This window comes from Pseudomonas frederiksbergensis (genome assembly GCF_001952935.1).
Classification (GTDB): Bacteria; Pseudomonadota; Gammaproteobacteria; order Pseudomonadales; family Pseudomonadaceae; genus Aquipseudomonas; species Aquipseudomonas frederiksbergensis.
Map to the genome: position 1 here is coordinate 1,345,662 of NZ_CP018319.1, position 15,965 is coordinate 1,361,626.

The 15,965-nt window shown below is 60.2% G+C and carries 15 protein-coding genes and 1 pseudogene; 5 read left to right on the forward strand and 11 right to left on the reverse strand.

Annotation, left to right across the window (positions count from 1 at the left end):
• Positions 1-24: 24 nt before the first annotated feature.
• The gene (locus tag PFAS1_RS06455; protein WP_076028583.1) at positions 25-927 is read right to left on the reverse strand and encodes a DMT family transporter; all 903 of its coding nucleotides are present in this window, start codon (positions 925-927) and stop codon (positions 25-27) included.
• A gap of 140 nt (positions 928-1,067) precedes the next feature.
• Between PFAS1_RS06455 and PFAS1_RS06460 the strand changes: the two genes are divergently transcribed.
• The gene (locus PFAS1_RS06460; RefSeq protein WP_076028584.1) at positions 1,068-1,943 is read left to right on the forward strand and encodes a helix-turn-helix domain-containing protein; all 876 of its coding nucleotides are present in this window, start codon (positions 1,068-1,070) and stop codon (positions 1,941-1,943) included.
• Between the two features lie 117 nt (positions 1,944-2,060).
• On the opposite strand, the gene PFAS1_RS06465 is transcribed toward PFAS1_RS06460, so the two are convergent.
• From PFAS1_RS06465 to PFAS1_RS06500, 8 genes are all read right to left on the reverse strand, one after another.
• Positions 2,061-4,490, reverse strand: a complete 2,430-nt coding sequence (locus tag PFAS1_RS06465; protein WP_076028585.1) for a TonB-dependent siderophore receptor — start codon at positions 4,488-4,490, stop codon at positions 2,061-2,063.
• Positions 4,491-4,708: 218 nt separating this feature from the next.
• Positions 4,709-5,698, reverse strand: coding sequence for a FecR family protein (locus PFAS1_RS06470; RefSeq protein WP_076028586.1), 990 nt, complete (start codon positions 5,696-5,698; stop codon positions 4,709-4,711).
• On the reverse strand, positions 5,695-6,258 hold the full coding sequence (locus tag PFAS1_RS06475) for an RNA polymerase sigma factor (protein ID WP_156886700.1): 564 nt from the start codon (positions 6,256-6,258) through the stop codon (positions 5,695-5,697). The genes PFAS1_RS06470 and PFAS1_RS06475 overlap by 4 nt, the downstream gene beginning before the upstream one ends.
• A 4-nt stretch (positions 6,259-6,262) precedes the next feature.
• Positions 6,263-6,589, reverse strand: coding sequence for a DUF3325 domain-containing protein (locus PFAS1_RS06480; protein WP_076028587.1), 327 nt, complete (start codon positions 6,587-6,589; stop codon positions 6,263-6,265).
• On the reverse strand, positions 6,590-8,170 hold the full coding sequence (locus PFAS1_RS06485) for a PepSY-associated TM helix domain-containing protein (protein ID WP_076028588.1): 1,581 nt from the start codon (positions 8,168-8,170) through the stop codon (positions 6,590-6,592).
• On the reverse strand, positions 8,167-8,472 hold the full coding sequence (locus PFAS1_RS06490) for a DUF3649 domain-containing protein (protein WP_076028589.1): 306 nt from the start codon (positions 8,470-8,472) through the stop codon (positions 8,167-8,169). The genes PFAS1_RS06485 and PFAS1_RS06490 overlap by 4 nt, the downstream gene beginning before the upstream one ends.
• 202 nt (positions 8,473-8,674) lie before the next feature.
• Positions 8,675-9,082, reverse strand: a complete 408-nt coding sequence (locus tag PFAS1_RS06495; RefSeq protein ID WP_074873857.1) for an HPF/RaiA family ribosome-associated protein — start codon at positions 9,080-9,082, stop codon at positions 8,675-8,677.
• A 213-nt stretch (positions 9,083-9,295) separates the two neighbouring features.
• A complete protein-coding gene (locus PFAS1_RS06500; RefSeq protein ID WP_076028590.1) occupies positions 9,296-10,243 on the reverse strand; it encodes a LysR substrate-binding domain-containing protein in 948 nt (315 codons plus the stop codon).
• 135 nt (positions 10,244-10,378) lie between these two features.
• On the opposite strand from PFAS1_RS06500, the gene PFAS1_RS06505 reads away from it, so the two are divergent.
• The 3 genes from PFAS1_RS06505 to PFAS1_RS06515 all read left to right on the forward strand — a co-directional run bounded on the left by PFAS1_RS06505 (position 10,379) and on the right by PFAS1_RS06515 (position 13,653).
• A complete protein-coding gene (locus PFAS1_RS06505) occupies positions 10,379-11,755 on the forward strand; it encodes an L-serine ammonia-lyase (protein ID WP_076028591.1) in 1,377 nt (458 codons plus the stop codon).
• A gap of 60 nt (positions 11,756-11,815) precedes the next feature.
• A complete protein-coding gene (locus PFAS1_RS06510; RefSeq protein ID WP_076028592.1) occupies positions 11,816-13,117 on the forward strand; it encodes a serine/threonine transporter in 1,302 nt (433 codons plus the stop codon).
• Between the two features lie 221 nt (positions 13,118-13,338).
• The gene (locus PFAS1_RS06515) at positions 13,339-13,653 is read left to right on the forward strand and encodes a DUF3509 domain-containing protein (protein WP_076028593.1); all 315 of its coding nucleotides are present in this window, start codon (positions 13,339-13,341) and stop codon (positions 13,651-13,653) included.
• Here PFAS1_RS06515 and PFAS1_RS06520 read toward each other — a convergent pair.
• Positions 13,650-14,150, reverse strand: a complete 501-nt coding sequence (locus tag PFAS1_RS06520; protein ID WP_074873852.1) for a phosphate-starvation-inducible protein PsiE — start codon at positions 14,148-14,150, stop codon at positions 13,650-13,652. The two genes, PFAS1_RS06515 and PFAS1_RS06520, sit on opposite strands and share 4 nt — an antisense overlap.
• A 277-nt stretch (positions 14,151-14,427) precedes the next feature.
• Between PFAS1_RS06520 and PFAS1_RS06525 the strand changes: the two are divergent.
• A pseudogene (locus tag PFAS1_RS06525) lies at positions 14,428-14,682 on the forward strand (YebG family protein); the annotation flags it as partial.
• Between the two features lie 162 nt (positions 14,683-14,844).
• Here the strand turns inward: PFAS1_RS06525 and PFAS1_RS06530 are convergent.
• Positions 14,845-15,954, reverse strand: coding sequence for a dihydrolipoamide acetyltransferase family protein (locus PFAS1_RS06530; protein WP_076028595.1), 1,110 nt, complete (start codon positions 15,952-15,954; stop codon positions 14,845-14,847).
• Positions 15,955-15,965: the final 11 nt, after the last annotated feature.

The window sequence follows — 15,965 nt, forward strand, 5'->3', positions numbered from 1 at the left end:
TGCCTCAACGCTCCGCCCGAACCTTTACGCGAGTTTGCCGTTGCCCTGCACCATCGGCGCCCTGGGCTTACGAAACACCAGCACATTGCCCAGCATCACCAGTACCAAACCCACCAAGGCGGGCGCGGTCCATTGATAGCCTTCGGCAAACGCCGACACGTTCAGCGCCACAACGGGGAACAGTACGGTGCAATAGGCTGCGCGTTCGGGTCCCATCCGCCCGACCAACGTCAGGTAGGCCGTGAAACCGATCACCGAACCCGGAATCACCAGGTACAGCAGCGAGCCGATGTAGCGCGCATTCCACTCCATGTCGAACGGAATGCCTTTGACCAGGCACCACACCGACAACATGGCCGCGCCATAAGCCATGCCCCAGGCGTTGGTGGTCAGCGGTTTGAGCCCGGCTTTCTGTTGCAGGCTCGACAGCAGGTTGCCCGCCGAGAAGCACAGGGTCCCGAGCAACGCCAGACCCAACCCGAGCAAGGTTTGCGGGCTCGCGGTGTGGCCCGCCACTTCAGGCCAGAACAACAGGCCAAGCCCAAGCAGCCCCAGCGCACCGCCCATCAGCACATTGCGCGCGATTTTCTGGCCGAAGAACACGCGTGCATTGAGTGCGTTCCACAACGTGGCGGTGGAAAACACCACCGCGACCAGACCGCTGGGGATCCACTGGCTGGCCGTCAGGAAACACATGAAATTGATGCAGAACAGGCACAACCCCTGCGCCAGACAGATCAGGTGCCCGCGACGGTTCATCACTTGCAGGCGGCGACTCAACAGCAGCATCACGAACAGCACCAACGCTGCGAGGCCGAAGCGATAAACGATCGACACCGGAATCGCCACCACGCCCAGTTGCCATTTCAAGGCAATCCAGGTGGTGCCCCAGATCAGCACGGTCAGCAGATACAACGAAAGGTTCATGGCAACGACTCTCCTGAATAGGCCTTCAGTGTCCTGCGCCAAAGCCTTTCGCACTTGCATAAACTTGCGCTTTTGTCGGGCCACAGGCTGGCAGCCGAACGGCTACGGAGTAGGATGCAAGGCGTCAAAGAGAAGCCATCATGCCTGCACTGGAAACCCTGCAAGTCTTTCAAGCCCTCAACCGCTCGCCCAATGCTCGTCTCGAGCACAGCGCCGAGCTCGGTGACGGCATGGCGGCAGCCTTGTGGAGCAACCATCACGACGCCCAGGATTACGAAGCGCCGAGTCATCACACCCTGTCCTGCTACATCGCCGGCGGCACCGGCACTTTTCGCCGCGACCAGCCCGACACCAAGGGCGGCCCGAACAAGCTGTGCATCCTGCCAGCCGAGCATCAATCGGGTTGGGTGATCAACGGCGACATTCGCCTGGCCCACGTGTATTTCAGCCCCGAACAATTCGCCCTCGGCTGCGTTACCTTGCTGGACCGCGAACCTCGCGAACTGCAGCTGCGCGAAGCGACCTTTCTGGAAGACCCGGCACAAGCCCGGCGCTTTCGGCAAATGCTCACACTCAACTGGGACGAGCCCGGCGAACGCGTGCTCACCAGCAGCCTGGCCCATGAAATGCTCAGCCACGTACTGCTCGGCCAGGTGGGGATGCGTGAGGGCTTGCGGCTGAAAGGCGGATTGGCAGCGCATCAGCGGCGGCAGTTGGTGGAGTTCATCGACAACCGATTGGCCGAGGCCATCAGCCTGGGGCAGTTGGCGGCGTTGTGTGCGTTATCCGAATACCACTTTGCGCGGATGTTTCGCGAGAGCTTTGGCTTGCCGCCGCATCAGTATGTGTTGTCGCGGCGACTGAGCCGGGCGCGGGAGTTGTTGCGTTCGACGTCGCAGCCATTGGGGGAAATTGCACTGGCGTGCGGGTTTGCCAGTGCGAGTCATTTCACCAATCGGTTTCGGCAGGCATTGGGGGGAACGCCTGGGGAGTATCGGCAGGCGTTTTTGCGGTAGGCCTGAAGTCTTCAGTGTCTGGGATGCCGCCATCGCGAGCAGGCTCATTCCCACATTTGGAATGCATTCCCATGTAGGAGTGAGCCTGCTCGCGATGAACGATGACGCGGTCTGCGGTCAGAACTCCAACGTGCTCGACAAGGAGATCTGCCGCGAATCCCCCATCGACACAAAGAACCGGCTCGCCGCCGAGGTGTAGTAGGTGCGGTCAAACAGGTTCTTCACGTTGAGCTGGAACTTGACCTTCTGCCCCTCGACTTTGGTGTCGTAGGTTGCGAACGCATCGGCCACGGTGTAACTCGGCAGATCAAAATCGTTCACCGCGTTACCCGCTCGCTCACCGACATACCGCGCCCCCGCACCGACCCGCAGCTGATCGCCACCGACGATAGTGCCAAAGTCATAAACCGCTGACAGCGAACCACTATTCTTCGCTACGTTTTGCAGCTTTTTGCCTTTGTAGATCGGGTCTTCCGTGACTTCGGCATCGGTGTAGGCATAGCTGCCGATCATGCTCCAGCGATCACTCAACTGACCGCTCAAGTCCACTTCCAGACCACGTGAACGCACTTCACCGGCGGCGCTGTAGATCGTCACCGGGCCTTCGGAATTAGCCACCAGCACGTTGCGTTTCTTGATGTCGAACAGCGCGACGTTACCGGTGACGCGGCCCGGCATGTCGAGCTTGGCGCCAATTTCCCAGGACTTGGCTTCTTCCGGCGCGACGCTGCCGTCCAACACGGTGCTGCTGCCGCTCAACGGCGCAATGGTCGAGTTGGGTTTGAACGACTCGGTGTAGCTGCCATAGAACGACAGTTCATCGGTGTAGCGATACACCAGGCCGGCGCGAGGCACCCATTTCTGGCCGTTGCTGTCGGTGTTAGCCTTGAACGGTACGCCTTTGCCAGCGTACTGGTCGTATTCCTGGAAGCGCGCGCCAGCGACGAAAATCCATTGATCGGTCAGGTGAATCGAGTCCTGCAAAAACACCGAATCGCTGCGCAGTTTGTCGGTCTGCGCGCTGTCGGCCGGGCTGACCGTGGTGCCGGCGACTTCGCGGCCGTAAACCGGGTTGAGGTAACTGAAGGTGCTCAGGCTTTTCTGACGGATCAGGTCTTCGCGGTAGATCTTGCGATATTCATCATCGACGCCGAACACCAGGTCATGTTTCATCCCCGCGAGCTGGACATTGCCTTCCAGGCTGGCGGTGGTGAAGCGGTCGGTGCTGATCGCGTTCTGAGTGCCGTCCATGCTGCGAGTCAGGGTGCCTTTCTTGGTGTCGATGGCAGTGATGCGCACCTGGCTGGCGTCGTAGGTTTCGCGGTTCCAGCTGTAGCCGAAGTGGGCTTTCCAGTTGTCGTTGAGCTCGTGATCGGCCTCGAAGTGATAGAGGTCCGAGCGGCCTTCCATGTTGTTGAAGGGCTCGTCGAGACGACGTTCGCGGGAGATGTCCAGCGGATGGTTGTCACGCGGGTCGATGATCGTGCCGCGGTCGAACGGGGTCAGGAACTCGCGGTGTTCGTAGGCGAACAGCAGTTTGGTGCTTTCGGCGAACCAGGCCAGTGACGGTGCGACCAATGTCTCGCGGTGAGTGCCGAAATTGCGCCAGTAATCTTCGTCTTCGTGGTCCAGGACCATGCGATAGGCCAGCCCGGAATCACCCAACGCGCCGGTGCTGTCGAGGCCGCCACCGCTGCCGTTTTTGCCGTCGCCATAGGTCGAGCCACGCAGGGTCAACGCGTTGTACTGCTCAAGTTCGGGCTTTTTGCTGACCATGTTGACCACGCCGCCCGGGTCCTGGATGCCGTAAAGAAGCGAGGCCGGGCCCTTCAGCACTTCGACCCGGTCCACGGTCGCATTCATGCCACGGCCCTGCACGATCGGCATGCCGTCGCGCATGATCGAGCCGTTGCGGTTGTCGCCGAAGCCACGAGTCATCACCGAGTCCTGAGTGCTCGCCAGCGTGTTGCCTTGAGTAATGCCGCTGACGTTGGCCAGCGCGTCATCCAGATTGCGCGGCGCCTGATCGCGAATGACCTGCGCCGGAACCACGTTGACGGTCTGGGGGATTTCCTGGAGCAAGGCCGAGGAGCGCATCACCGAACTGGTGGGCGGCGGCTGATAGCTCATGGACTGATCGGCCACTGAGGTGATGGTGGTCGCTCCCAGGTTCAAGGCGCCATCGGTGGGCAACGGCTCCAGCGCCAAGGTGTGGCCGTCGGTGCGACGGAAGGTGAACCCCGAACCACTGAGCAATCGCTGCATCGCCTGCTCGGTACTCATCTGCCCGCTGAGCGCTGGAGCGTTGATGCCGTACGGCGCCTCATCGGTGTAGACCACGCTGATGCCGGTGATCCGGCTGAAGTCGCTCAAGGCCTGGGGCAACGGTTTGGCAGCCATTGCAAAGCTGAACGGCGCACTCTGTCGGGTACTGCCGGCCTCAGCCGCCACCGCCACACTCAACGGCAGCAACGCCAACGCCGAAAAGCTCAAGGCACACGTACCCAACCATTGTTTGACCGAACCCGATTTTGCCCTGGACTTCATTGCTCATGACCTGTGTAGAACCTACGGAATGCGAATGACTCGCAGTTTCAGTCACTACACGGATGGCGTCGGGGTTTACCTCACCAGAAAGTTGAAAATAATTTTTTACCTTGGGAGATGTGGTGCCTGATCTGCCGCCTTCGCGAGCAAGCCCGCTCCCACATTTTGGAATGCGTTCCCCTGTGGGAGCGGGCTTGCTCGCGAAGAGGCCAGCAGCCTCAACGCAAAATAATCAGATGCCCCAAAACCTTGTGCTGCTCAAACCCCAACACCCCTTGCAACGAACTCAACACCGCTTGCGGATCCTTGCTCGGAAAGCTGCCACTGACCCGCCGCGCCGCGAGTTCATCGTTGAGCAGCACAATCCGTCCCGGGTAATAACGCCCAAGGTCTTGCACCACCTCAGCGAGTGTCGCCTTGTAGTAATTGAGCCATCCCTGACGCCACGCCAATTGCGCTTCGCTGTCGACCGCATGGAGTTTTTCCGCCGAACCCTCGCCATAGGCCACTTGCTGGCCAGCGCTGAGAATTTGTTGCTCGGCGTGCCTGTCCGCCGTCACGCCCACCCGCCCGGACAACACCGTGACCTGCGCACCGTGCGGTTGCAGACGCACTTCGAACTGAGTCCCCAGCACCCGCGCCTGGCCTTTTTCAGCGTCCACCACAAACGGCTCGCCGGTATGGGTCACGCTGAAAAATCCGGCGCCGCGCCGCAGTTCAATCCGCCGCTCGCCACGACTGAAATCCACCGCAATCGCGCTGTCGGCATCAAGCGTGACGTGTGACTGATCCGCCAGCGTGACGGTGCGAATCTCCCCCGGCGCCGACACATAGTCCGCGCCCAGATCATCGACCCAGCGCGACGGTTGCCAGCCAGCACCGACGCCGATCATCAACACCATGCACGCCGCCATCGCCAACGCCCCGGACCAACGCCGAACGCGGGTACGGCGCGAGCGATTCATCGTGTTGAGGTAACCCTGCAAGGCAAACGCCTCTTCGTCGGCCAACGTTCGGGCCGGAGTTTCGGTCAACTCCCACACTACTTGCGCCTGGGCGTAAGCCTCGGCATGGGCAGGGTCGGCCTGTAGCCAATGGCTGAAGATGGCCTGATCGCCGCTGCTGGGCTGGTCATGCAACAGACTCAGCCAGGCGAAGGCTGCCTGTTCTTGAGCAGGCGTCGGGATGACGCGTTCGGTGCTGTTCACAGTGCTTTCCCTGGCGTGCGCGGTTCGGGTTCCCGCAGGCTGGCCTTGCAAGCCTCGAGGGCGCGCATCATATGTTTTTCCACCGCGCTTTGGGACAACCCCATGGCCTTGGCGATTTCGGCGTATTTGCGCCCGTGGATACGGTTGAGCAGAAAAATCTGTCGGGTGCGCTCAGGCAGCGCACGCAACGCCGCTTCGACGTGACGCAAATCGTTGCCCGCCTCCAGCGCCGCTTGCGGTTCGCTGCCGTGACTGTCGGGTTGATCCGGCATCCAGCCCTCGTTGACCCGCACCCGCGTGCCTTCGCTGCGCAAATGATCGATGGCGATGTTGCCGGCGCAGCGCAACAGGTAAGTGCTGAGCTCTTCGACCTGCACCAGCGGCCGACGCCAGAAACGCAGGAACAAATCCTGCACCAAATCCGCGGCGGTCGCCCGACACCCGACACGACGGCTCACCAGCGCTTCCATTTGCGAACGCTGGGAAAGGAACACCTGCAGGAAATGCGCACGCGCACCGCGATGTTCGTCGTCATGGGATTCCGGGGGGCTGCTGATCATCAGGTCAGCCCTGCGCAAACACGGCGACGGGGCTGGCAAGCAGACTCAAACCGGCCAACGCCAGGGCCAGGCGCGGGCGATACGGCATCAACAACACCAGCAGCAAAGCGCTGAGCATCAACACCGCAAACCACTCCACCAATCCAAGTCCCCAGCCCGTCGACGACACTGCGGCCCACAGCGATAACGCCAGCAACAGCCAGCCACTGAGTTTCATCCCTTGTCGGCGACGGGCCGAGGGCTTGCGCCCCAGCAGTTCGGCGTGATGCCGATCCATCGATAAACAGAGCGCGGTGAAACCGCCGTAGCACAGCAACAAGGCCAGGAACATTCAGTGCGCCTCTTGCGCAAGCGCTATCGATTTCGCCCGCGGCCGGGTGACGATTCCAGCCTGCCCCGCGCGCTGTTTTTTCCACGCAGCCCACGCGAAAAACAGACCGCTGCCCAGGCACGTCAGATCGAAACCGGCCATGGCCCAATCACCCTGCATCAGGGTGACGCCCAAGTGATAAGGCGTGGTCAGCGCGTTCAGCAGCGGCAGCGCACAGAACAGCAACGCCGTCAGCGCCAACTGTTCGACCCACGCGGCGCGACCACGGCGGACCATGGCGTGCAACACACTCAAGCCCCAGACGATGAAGAAGCTGTTCACTTCCCAATCCGCCCGCCCGGCCATTGCGACCGGCAACAATCGATTGGCCCAGAAGAACGCCGCCACCGCGACCATCAACCCCGACATGCTGGCGATGTTCAGCACTTCCACCAACCGCAACTCAAACGGCATCACACCGCTCTTCGCATGTTTGAGCTGACGCTTGCCGAGCCAGATCACCAGCCCGGTACCGATCATTGCGGTGCCCGCCAACCCACAGATGAAGTACAGCCAGCGCAACACCGGACCGGCAAAATGGCCCATGTGCAAGCCGTAGAAACTGCCGGCAATCGCCATGGGCAATGCTTGCTTCGGCGTTGCGCCGAGCAACTGCCCGGTCATCCCATTGAATGTCAACGCGCTGCCAAAGTCGTGGACCACTCGGTCGGCGCCGTCCCGCGCAAGAATGACCGAGGCATTCGCATCGCCCGGATTGTTCACCGTCAGCCGCCCGGTTCGCCCGCCCCCCCACTGCTCGCTGGCCTGTTCCAGCAGCGGGGCCAACGGCGCCAACTGACCCGGTTTGCCTGCCATTTCAGGCGGATTGGACGCTGGAAGCACCTCATCGTAAAACGCCTCGACACCACCTTCGTACGAGGCAAGGATGCTCGCCGGCATCACCATCACCATGAAAATCACCAGGCTGCTGTAGGTGATCATCAGATGAAACGGCAACACCAGAACGCCCACCGCGTTGTGCCCGTCGAGCCAGGAGCGCTGGCCTTTGCGCGGGCGGAAGGTGAAGAAGTCCTTGAAGATTTTCTTGTGGATGATGATCCCGCTGATCAGCGCGACGAACATCACCATCGCTGCGATCGTCGACAGCCAGCGCCCCCACGGATAGGGCATCTGCAGCTGAAAGTGGAAGCGGTAAAAGAACTCGCCACCGCGGGTGTCCCGGCCCTGCACTTCTGCGCCGGTTTGCGGATCGAGGAGTTTTTCGGTGAATTGACCGCGCGTGCCGGGCTTGGCCGCTGCTTGCTGCCAGCGCACCGACAGCCCGGGTTCGCGAGCATCCGGCAATTCGATGAGCCATCGCGAGGCACCCGCTGCGTGCTGCTCGAGGTACTGCTGGGCCAGGGTCAGACTGGCTTCGGAGGACAGCGAGCGGGCGGGAATTTCCGGCTGCATCCAGTGGCTGATCTCATCCTTGAAATAGGCGAGCGTGCCGGTAAGGAAAATCGCGAACAACAGCCAGCCGAAGATCAACCCGGCCCAGGTGTGCAGCCAGGCCATGGCCTGTCGAAAGCCCTCTTTCATGAGCGGCCCATCCAGAACGCCAGCCCCGACACCGCCGCCAAAACCACGCTCGGCACGATCAATCCGAACCAGGCTTGCCACGCACTGCGGCAGGCAAAGCACCAGAGTACAGCGACCAGATAGACTAGAAACGAGGTCATCATCCCGGTGACCACCGCTTCGCCGCGAGCCAAGGGCAGCCACATTGTCAGGCTGACACTGGCCAATGCCGCGACGAGGTAACCCCCCAGCACGGCCGCCAATACTCGGGAAGTAACGGCCAGTCGGTAGGAAACGGGGAGCGCAGTGATTTTGCCTTTCATGTTTCGACCTTGAAACGGGTGAGACCCCGTAAATGTCACGGAGCCGACAAGGTCGCAATATTAATGATAAATATTCTCATGTGCAAAAGAGATCCGACGGGATCGTTGTTACAGCAGTCAACGTTCAGTCAGCACGAACAAAAACGGGCCTGCATAAGCAGACCCGTTTGTCAGTGGTGGAAGGTAAAAACCTAATCAAATATCAGCCGTTTTGCGCAGCCTGTTCGTTCTCGAGAAACTCGTCTTCCAGCAGCGCATCGGCTGCAACTCTCTCGAACGGCACCACAGCGGCACGTGGTTTGCCCCGCAGTTTGCCGAACAGGTGCTCAAGCGCATGTTCAAGTTTTTCGGCCGCCCCGTCGATCGCCAGTTCCAGGGAGTCGGCTTTATGGGTTACAGAAATCGGTTGGTGGCCTTTTGGCCGCGCTTCCAGCTGACAGCGCATGTCATGGGGACCGGGCTTGTCGCCGTTCTCGTCCCGCAGATGAACCTCGACGCGTGTCAGGTCCTCCTCATAACGTTCGAGCGTGCTCTCAATGGTAGTACGTACCCACTCCTCCAGTCGGATGCTGCTTTGAATATGGTTATCGCTGTTGACTTGGATTTGCATAGTTCATCCCTTATTTCAGCTAGCTCGCGAGAGGCACATCGGCTGGCCCTTGGGCGTCATCACCGTGACCTCTTACTTACACAATCGGTCTGCGCGCAGAACAATTCAACCCCTAAAAAAAGATAAATTTTGATTCGCAAAAAAAGCCGGACAAGGAGCAAAAGCGCTGTTAAGGTCGGGAGTTGGGTCGCCTGACTCTTTTGTCACAATTGCTCACATCTGCCGCTCCGCCAGCGGATGCAAACTTCGAAATATCCCCGCCTCTTCCACCAGCCAGTCATGCACCGCGCGCACGCCCGGATGGCTCAGCGCCCCCGGCGCATAGAGCAGCACGTAACGCTTGTGATTGGGTACCGCCAGTCCGAACGGCACGATCAACGTCCCCCGCTCCAACTCATCATTGAGCAAGGTTCGCCGCGCAATCGCAACGCCCATCCCGGCAATCGCCGCTTCGATGGTCAGGTGATTGCGATTGAAGGTATGCCCGCGCCGCACATCCGCACCTTCGAAGCCGATAGCGTTGAGGTAAAACTCCCATTCCGCGTATTCGTAACTGCCGCGCCAGGCGGTAATGTCGTGCAGCAACGGGAAATGCACCAGATCCCCCGGGCCATGCAGCGGCGGCCGACCACGCAGCAGGCTTGGGGCACAGACCGGGAAGATCTGCTCGTCGAGCAAGGTTGTGGATAACAAACCGGGATAGCTGCCGTCATTCAGGTCGATGGCCAAATCGAAGTCGCCTTCGTGCAAGGGCACGCTGCTGTCCTCGGCCACCAGCCGTAATTGAATGTCCGGAAAGCGCTGCTGCAAGCGCGGCAACCTGGGGGTCAGCCATTTGCTCAGGAACGATGGAATCGAACGCACCCGCAGGATTCCGCTGATCATTCCGGCGTCCAGTCGTCGCAATTCCGCATCGATGCTGCCGTAGGCCTCGTTCACGGTGATGGCCAGTCGCTGGCCTTCGGCGCTCAATTCCACGCCGCGAGCGCGACGATGAAACAGGCGAAAGCCCAGTCGCTCTTCCAGCTGTCGGATTTGCTGGCTGACCGCACCCGGCGTGATGTGTAGTTCTTCGGCGCATCGGGTGAACGACAAGTGCCGCGCGGCACAGGAAAACACGTGCAGCCAGACGTAAGTCTGGGCGTGCAATTGGCGACTCATTGTTTAGTCCTGCTAAAGGCTGTCTTAGGAAGTTTCGTTGGTCACGTAGGACCGAGGGAGGCAGTATCGCCGACATTGCGCTTGTCCTACAAAAATGGCAGCGATTTCTCTTCCATTGCTTGTATAGGCTTTAGCATGGCTATCAGTGTTTTCGATCTTTTCAAAGTCGGCATCGGTCCGTCCAGTTCCCACACCGTCGGCCCGATGCGCGCCGCCGCGACCTTCGTCCAAGCCCTGATTGACCAACAATTGCTGGCCGACGTACGACGCGTAGAAATCCGACTGTATGGCTCGCTGTCGGCGACCGGCGTCGGTCACGCCACCGACCGCGCCTGCGTCATGGGCCTGATGGGCGAGTGGCCGGACAGCATCGATCCAACGTCGATCGACAGTCGAATCCAGACCCTGCGTGAAACCGGTGAACTGTCCCTGGCAGGCAAAACCACCATCGCCTTCAACTGGCAGAGCGATCTTCTGCTGCTGGACGAGAGCTTGCCCTACCACCCCAATGCGATGTCCCTGACAGCCTTTGGCGAAACCGGTGAGCTATCGGAGCAAACGTACTACTCGATCGGTGGCGGTTTCATCATCGAAGCGGCCGAAGCCGAGTCCGGGATTGCGCCAGCCAGCGATGTGGTGCTGCCGTACGATTTTTCCAGCGCCGCCGAACTACTCAAGCTCTGCAACCAGCACGGTCTGCGCGTTTCCGAGTTGATGATGGCCAATGAACTGGCCTGGCGCAGCGAAGCGGAAATCCGTCAGGGCCTGTTGCACATTTGGTCGGTGATGCGCGAATGCGTCGAGCAAGGGCTGCGCCACGAAGGCATCCTGCCCGGCGGTCTGAATGTTCCCCGTCGCGCGGCGAAATTGCACCGCAGCCTGTTGGAAATCGGCAAGCCGAATGTCATCACCTCCACGCTATCGGCCATGGAGTGGGTGAACCTGTTTGCCCTCGCCGTGAACGAAGAAAACGCAGCGGGCGGGCGCATGGTCACGGCGCCGACCAACGGCGCGGCGGGGATCATTCCAGCGGTGCTGCACTACTACATGAAATTCAACCCGGACGCGTCGGACGATGACGTGGTGGCGTTCTTTTTGGGCGCTGCGGCCGTAGGAATTCTCTGCAAGAAAAACGCCTCTATCTCCGGTGCCGAAGTCGGCTGCCAGGGCGAAGTCGGCTCGGCCTGCGCCATGGCCGCCGCCGGTCTGGCCGACATACTCGGCGCCACGCCCGAGCAACTGGAAAACGCCGCCGAAATCGGCCTGGAACACAACCTCGGCCTGACCTGCGACCCGGTCGGCGGCCTGGTGCAAGTGCCGTGCATCGAGCGCAATGCGATTGCTGCCGTGAAGGCGATCAACGCTACGCAAATGGCCCTGCGCGGCGACGGCAAACACTTCATTTCCCTGGACCGGGTGATCCGCACCATGCGCGATACCGGCGCCGACATGCATGACAAATACAAAGAGACTTCACGGGGCGGCCTGGCTGTCAGCTGGGTGGAGTGCTGAGGAGCATTCCCGACGCCCGTAACACGTGAGCCCGAGCAAGAACAATAACGAGGCCAAACGATGACCGATGTACGTACACCTGCTGCCGATAATCCTGCTGTAGACCTGACACGCAATAGCGAAATAACCCACAAAGGCTGGAACAAACACGACACCACCTGGATGCTTGGCCTTTATGGCACAGCCATCGGCGCCGGCACGCTGTTCCTGCCGATCAACGCCGGCGTAGGCGGTTTCTGGCCGCTGCTGATCCTGGCAGTACTGGCGTTCCCGATGACCTTCTACGCCCACCGCGGCCTGACCCGTTTCGTGTTGTCCGGGCGTTCCGGGGACATCACCGAAGTGGTGGAAGAACACTTCGGCATCGGTGCCGGCAAGCTGATCACGCTGCTGTATTTCTTTGCGATCTTCCCGATTCTGCTGGTGTACAGCGTGGCGCTGACCAACACTTTGAGCAGCTTCATGGAGCATCAGTTGCACATCGCCCCGCCACCACGGGCGATTCTGTCGCTGGTGCTGATCCTCGGTCTGATGGCCATCGTCCGTTGCGGTCAGGGTGTCATCGTCAAATGCATGAGCGTGCTGGTTTATCCATTCGTTGCGGCGTTGCTGCTGCTCGGTTTGAGCCTGATCCCGAACTGGAACGGCGCATTCTTCGCCACCGCCAGTGAAGGCATGCCGATGCCGCTGTTCTTCAAGACCTTGTGGCTGGCGATCCCGGTGATGGTGTTTTCGTTCAACCATTCGCCGATCATCTCCGCCTTCTCCATCGATCAGAAACAACGTTACGGCGAACAGGCCGAACGCAAAAGCAGCGGCATTCTCGCCATCGCCCACGCAATGATGGTGGTGACGGTGATGTTCTTCTGCTTCAGTTGCGTGCTGGCCTTGTCGCCGGCTGATTTGGCGGCGGCGAAGGCGCAGAACATCTCGATCCTGTCGTACCTGGCCAACCACTTCCAGACGCCGGTCATCGCTTACGCGGCGCCGCTGATTGCTCTGGTGGCAATCACCAAATCCTTCCTCGGCCATTACATCGGCGCCAGCGAAGGCTTCCAGGGCCTGATCGTAAAAAGCCTGCGCGGTCGTGGCCGGGTGATGTCGGCGAACTGGCTGAACCGCGTGACCGCGCTTTTCATGATCCTCAGCTGCTGGGCCGTGGCGACGTTCAACCCGAGCATCCTCGGCATGATCGAAACCCTCGGCGGGCCGATCATCGCGTGCCTGTTGTTCCTGATGCCGATGTACGCCATCCGTCGAGTGCCAGCCTTGCGCCAGTATTCGGGTCAGGCGTCGAACGTGTTCGTGGTGTTGATCGGTTTGATTGCACTGTCTGCGATCATCTACTCATTCATGCCCTGAAACGGGCAGGTAAAAAGAAGGCGGACCACAGAGTCCGCCTTCTTTTTTGCCGTGTCTATTGTTCGACAATTTTTGCGGCATGGCCCTTGCTACGTCCCCTGCGAGGCAAAAGGACTTTTGAAAACCTCAGCGAGAGCGATGTGCCGGTGGTCTGGTGTTGCGAACTAATCCCGATCATGGCCGGTCAACAACTGCACGTTCAATTCAGGCGGTGACGCATCATGGACAACCCTTTTCAGCTCATTACCGATGCTTTTGCAGCGGATTATCAGATCAACCTGAGCATTCAGGGCCTGGATGGCAGCATCATGCTGACCCTGTCCAACAACGGTCATGTGGTCGCCAAACGGATGATCAGCGCCGAACAACGCAATGACCCCCAGCGCCTCAAACGCCTGGTGCAAAGCATCCAGTTCGGCATCGCCATCGAACAGGGCCACAGCGCCGTGGCCATCCTCGAAGCCATGACCGACGGCGACCACAACCTGCCGCCGCCACGCGTCAAAGGCCACAGCCGGCCCGCCATGAGGTTCTAAATCTCGCCCTTCTCCACTTCGGGATGCTCACCGGAACCCGCACCGATCTTGCGTTGTGGGTGTTCGATCTTCACCGAAGGGAATTGCGACGAGGCGTAACGCACCACCAGAATCGCAAACGCCAGCAGCAAAATCCCGCCGCACAGGTAGATGATGCCGATGTCCGGCGGGTTGTGATGCGAGACGTTGGAGATCAGCAGTCGCGTCAGCGCGGTGATCGCCACGTAGATCAGGAAACGCACCGGCATGTGGTTGGTCTTGAAGTAAATCCCGACCATCGCCCCCAGTTCCAGGTAGATGAACAGCAGCAAGATATCGTCGATCTTGATGTGCCCTTCTTCGATCATCCCCAGAAATTCCATCACCGCCGCCCACGCGGTGACTGCACCGATGGCGAACAGCGCCAGGTAGTGGAAGGTCTCGACGAACAGGTTGCCCAGGGACTCGGCCAATTGATGCACGTTCTGCCGCAGTTTCTCGGCCCAGTTGATTTTCACGGTGATTCTTCCTTAGCTCGGTTCGAGCGGATGATGCGGGTTTGACGTGACGGTTGTTCTGCATGCAGAAAAAAGGCCAGAGGCGCCTGCCACATGATGGCGAGGTGCTCTAAAACGCGCTCCGTGGCGTTTGGTCGCACCTGCACCTCACAAACCCTGATTTCGGTCTACATTAAAAAGCCACTACCCAAAGCGCAGGGATTCGCTTATCCTTTTCGCTGTATATAAATACAGTGGTCGACAAGACAACTTAATGTGAAGGCATGTGAGGTGGTGAATGGCCGTCGAAGTGGTATACCGCAGCAGCCGAGATCTGGAGCGCTTGTTCATGGATAAAGCCGAAGCTGACCGTCATGACAAAATGCTCGAACTGGCCGAGTTGCTGGCCGAAGTGTTGCAAAAAGCCGTTCCGTCCCTGACCGAACAGCAAGTGGAAGAAGCCGGGATCTACATGGCGAAGAACCGCGATGTGTTCGCCAAGGCGTTCAAGAGTCAGCCGGATGCTCTGTCCGAACTGCTGAACGCGCCTGCTGAAGTCGTTGAAAAGGCTGCACCTGTTGAAGCGCCGGCACCTGTTGAAGTCGCTGAGCCGATCAAGCCAGCTAAAGCGCCCAAGGCTGCCAAGTAAGCAACGCCCGAATTGAATAGGCCCTGAGTCAAACGACTCAGGGCCTTTTTCATGCCTGCGATAAACCTAAGCGTCGGGTTGTTCCAGCGCCTCGACCAGTGCCTTGAAGAATCGGGCCGCCTCGCCCCCCGTCACCACGCGATGATCGAAGGTCAGGGACAGCGGCAAAACCGGATGCACCACCACCGCGCCGTCAACCGCCACCGGTTCGTCACGGATCGCGCCAGCAGCGAGGATCGCCACTTGCGGCGGCACCACCACCGGGTTGGCGTAGCGGCCGAACAAGGTGCCGAAATTCGACAGCGTCAGGGTTGCACCCATCATTTCCTTGGGCGGAATCGATCGCGCCTGCACGTCGGCCCTTAATCGCATGACGCCATCCTTCAAATCAGCCGAAGAGCGATGACCGACATCGCGCAGCACTGGCACGAACAAGCCGTCCGGGGTGTCCACGGCGATGCCCAGGTCGAGTCGTTCGTGTTGTTTGAGCGACAGGCTTTTGCCGTCGAAAGCGCTGTTGAGCACCGGCTCCACGGCGCACGCGGCCGCCATCGCCTTGGCGAGACGAATCAGCGGTTCGCGGGCCAGCCCCCAGCGATGCAGGTCGGCGTCACCGAAAATCGTCACCGGCACGACTTCGGCGTGGGACCGGGCCATGTTCAGCGCCATGCTGCGCCGCACACCGCGCAATCGTTCGCCGCCAAAGCGATCCAGTTCAGTTTGTGCCGCGTTTTCCACATCCGTACGGGTGATTTGCCCCTCGTGGCCAGAACCCGTCACCCCGCTCAACTCCACGCCGAGTTGCCGGGCCAGTTGCCGCACGGCCGGGGTGGCGCGAGTCGCCAGGTGCTCTCGGGTCGAGGGAGCCGCGCCGATGAAAAACGAGTCTTCCTGACTGCTGCCGCCACCTTCGAGTCGCCCCACTACGGTGCCCGCATCGGCTTCGCCTTCGTAACCGAGCAAGGGTTCACCGACGTGAACAATGTCGCCCTCGCCGCCGAAGAGTTTTGCCACCACGCCGTCATAGGGCGCGGGAATATCCACCAGGGCTTTGGCGGTTTCTACCGACACCAGCAGTTGATCGGCCTTGACGGTATCGCCGACCGCGACGTGCCAGCGGACGATTTCCGCTTCCTGCAAACCTTCGCCCAGATCCGGCAGTTTGAAATATTTCATCGCGACCTCCT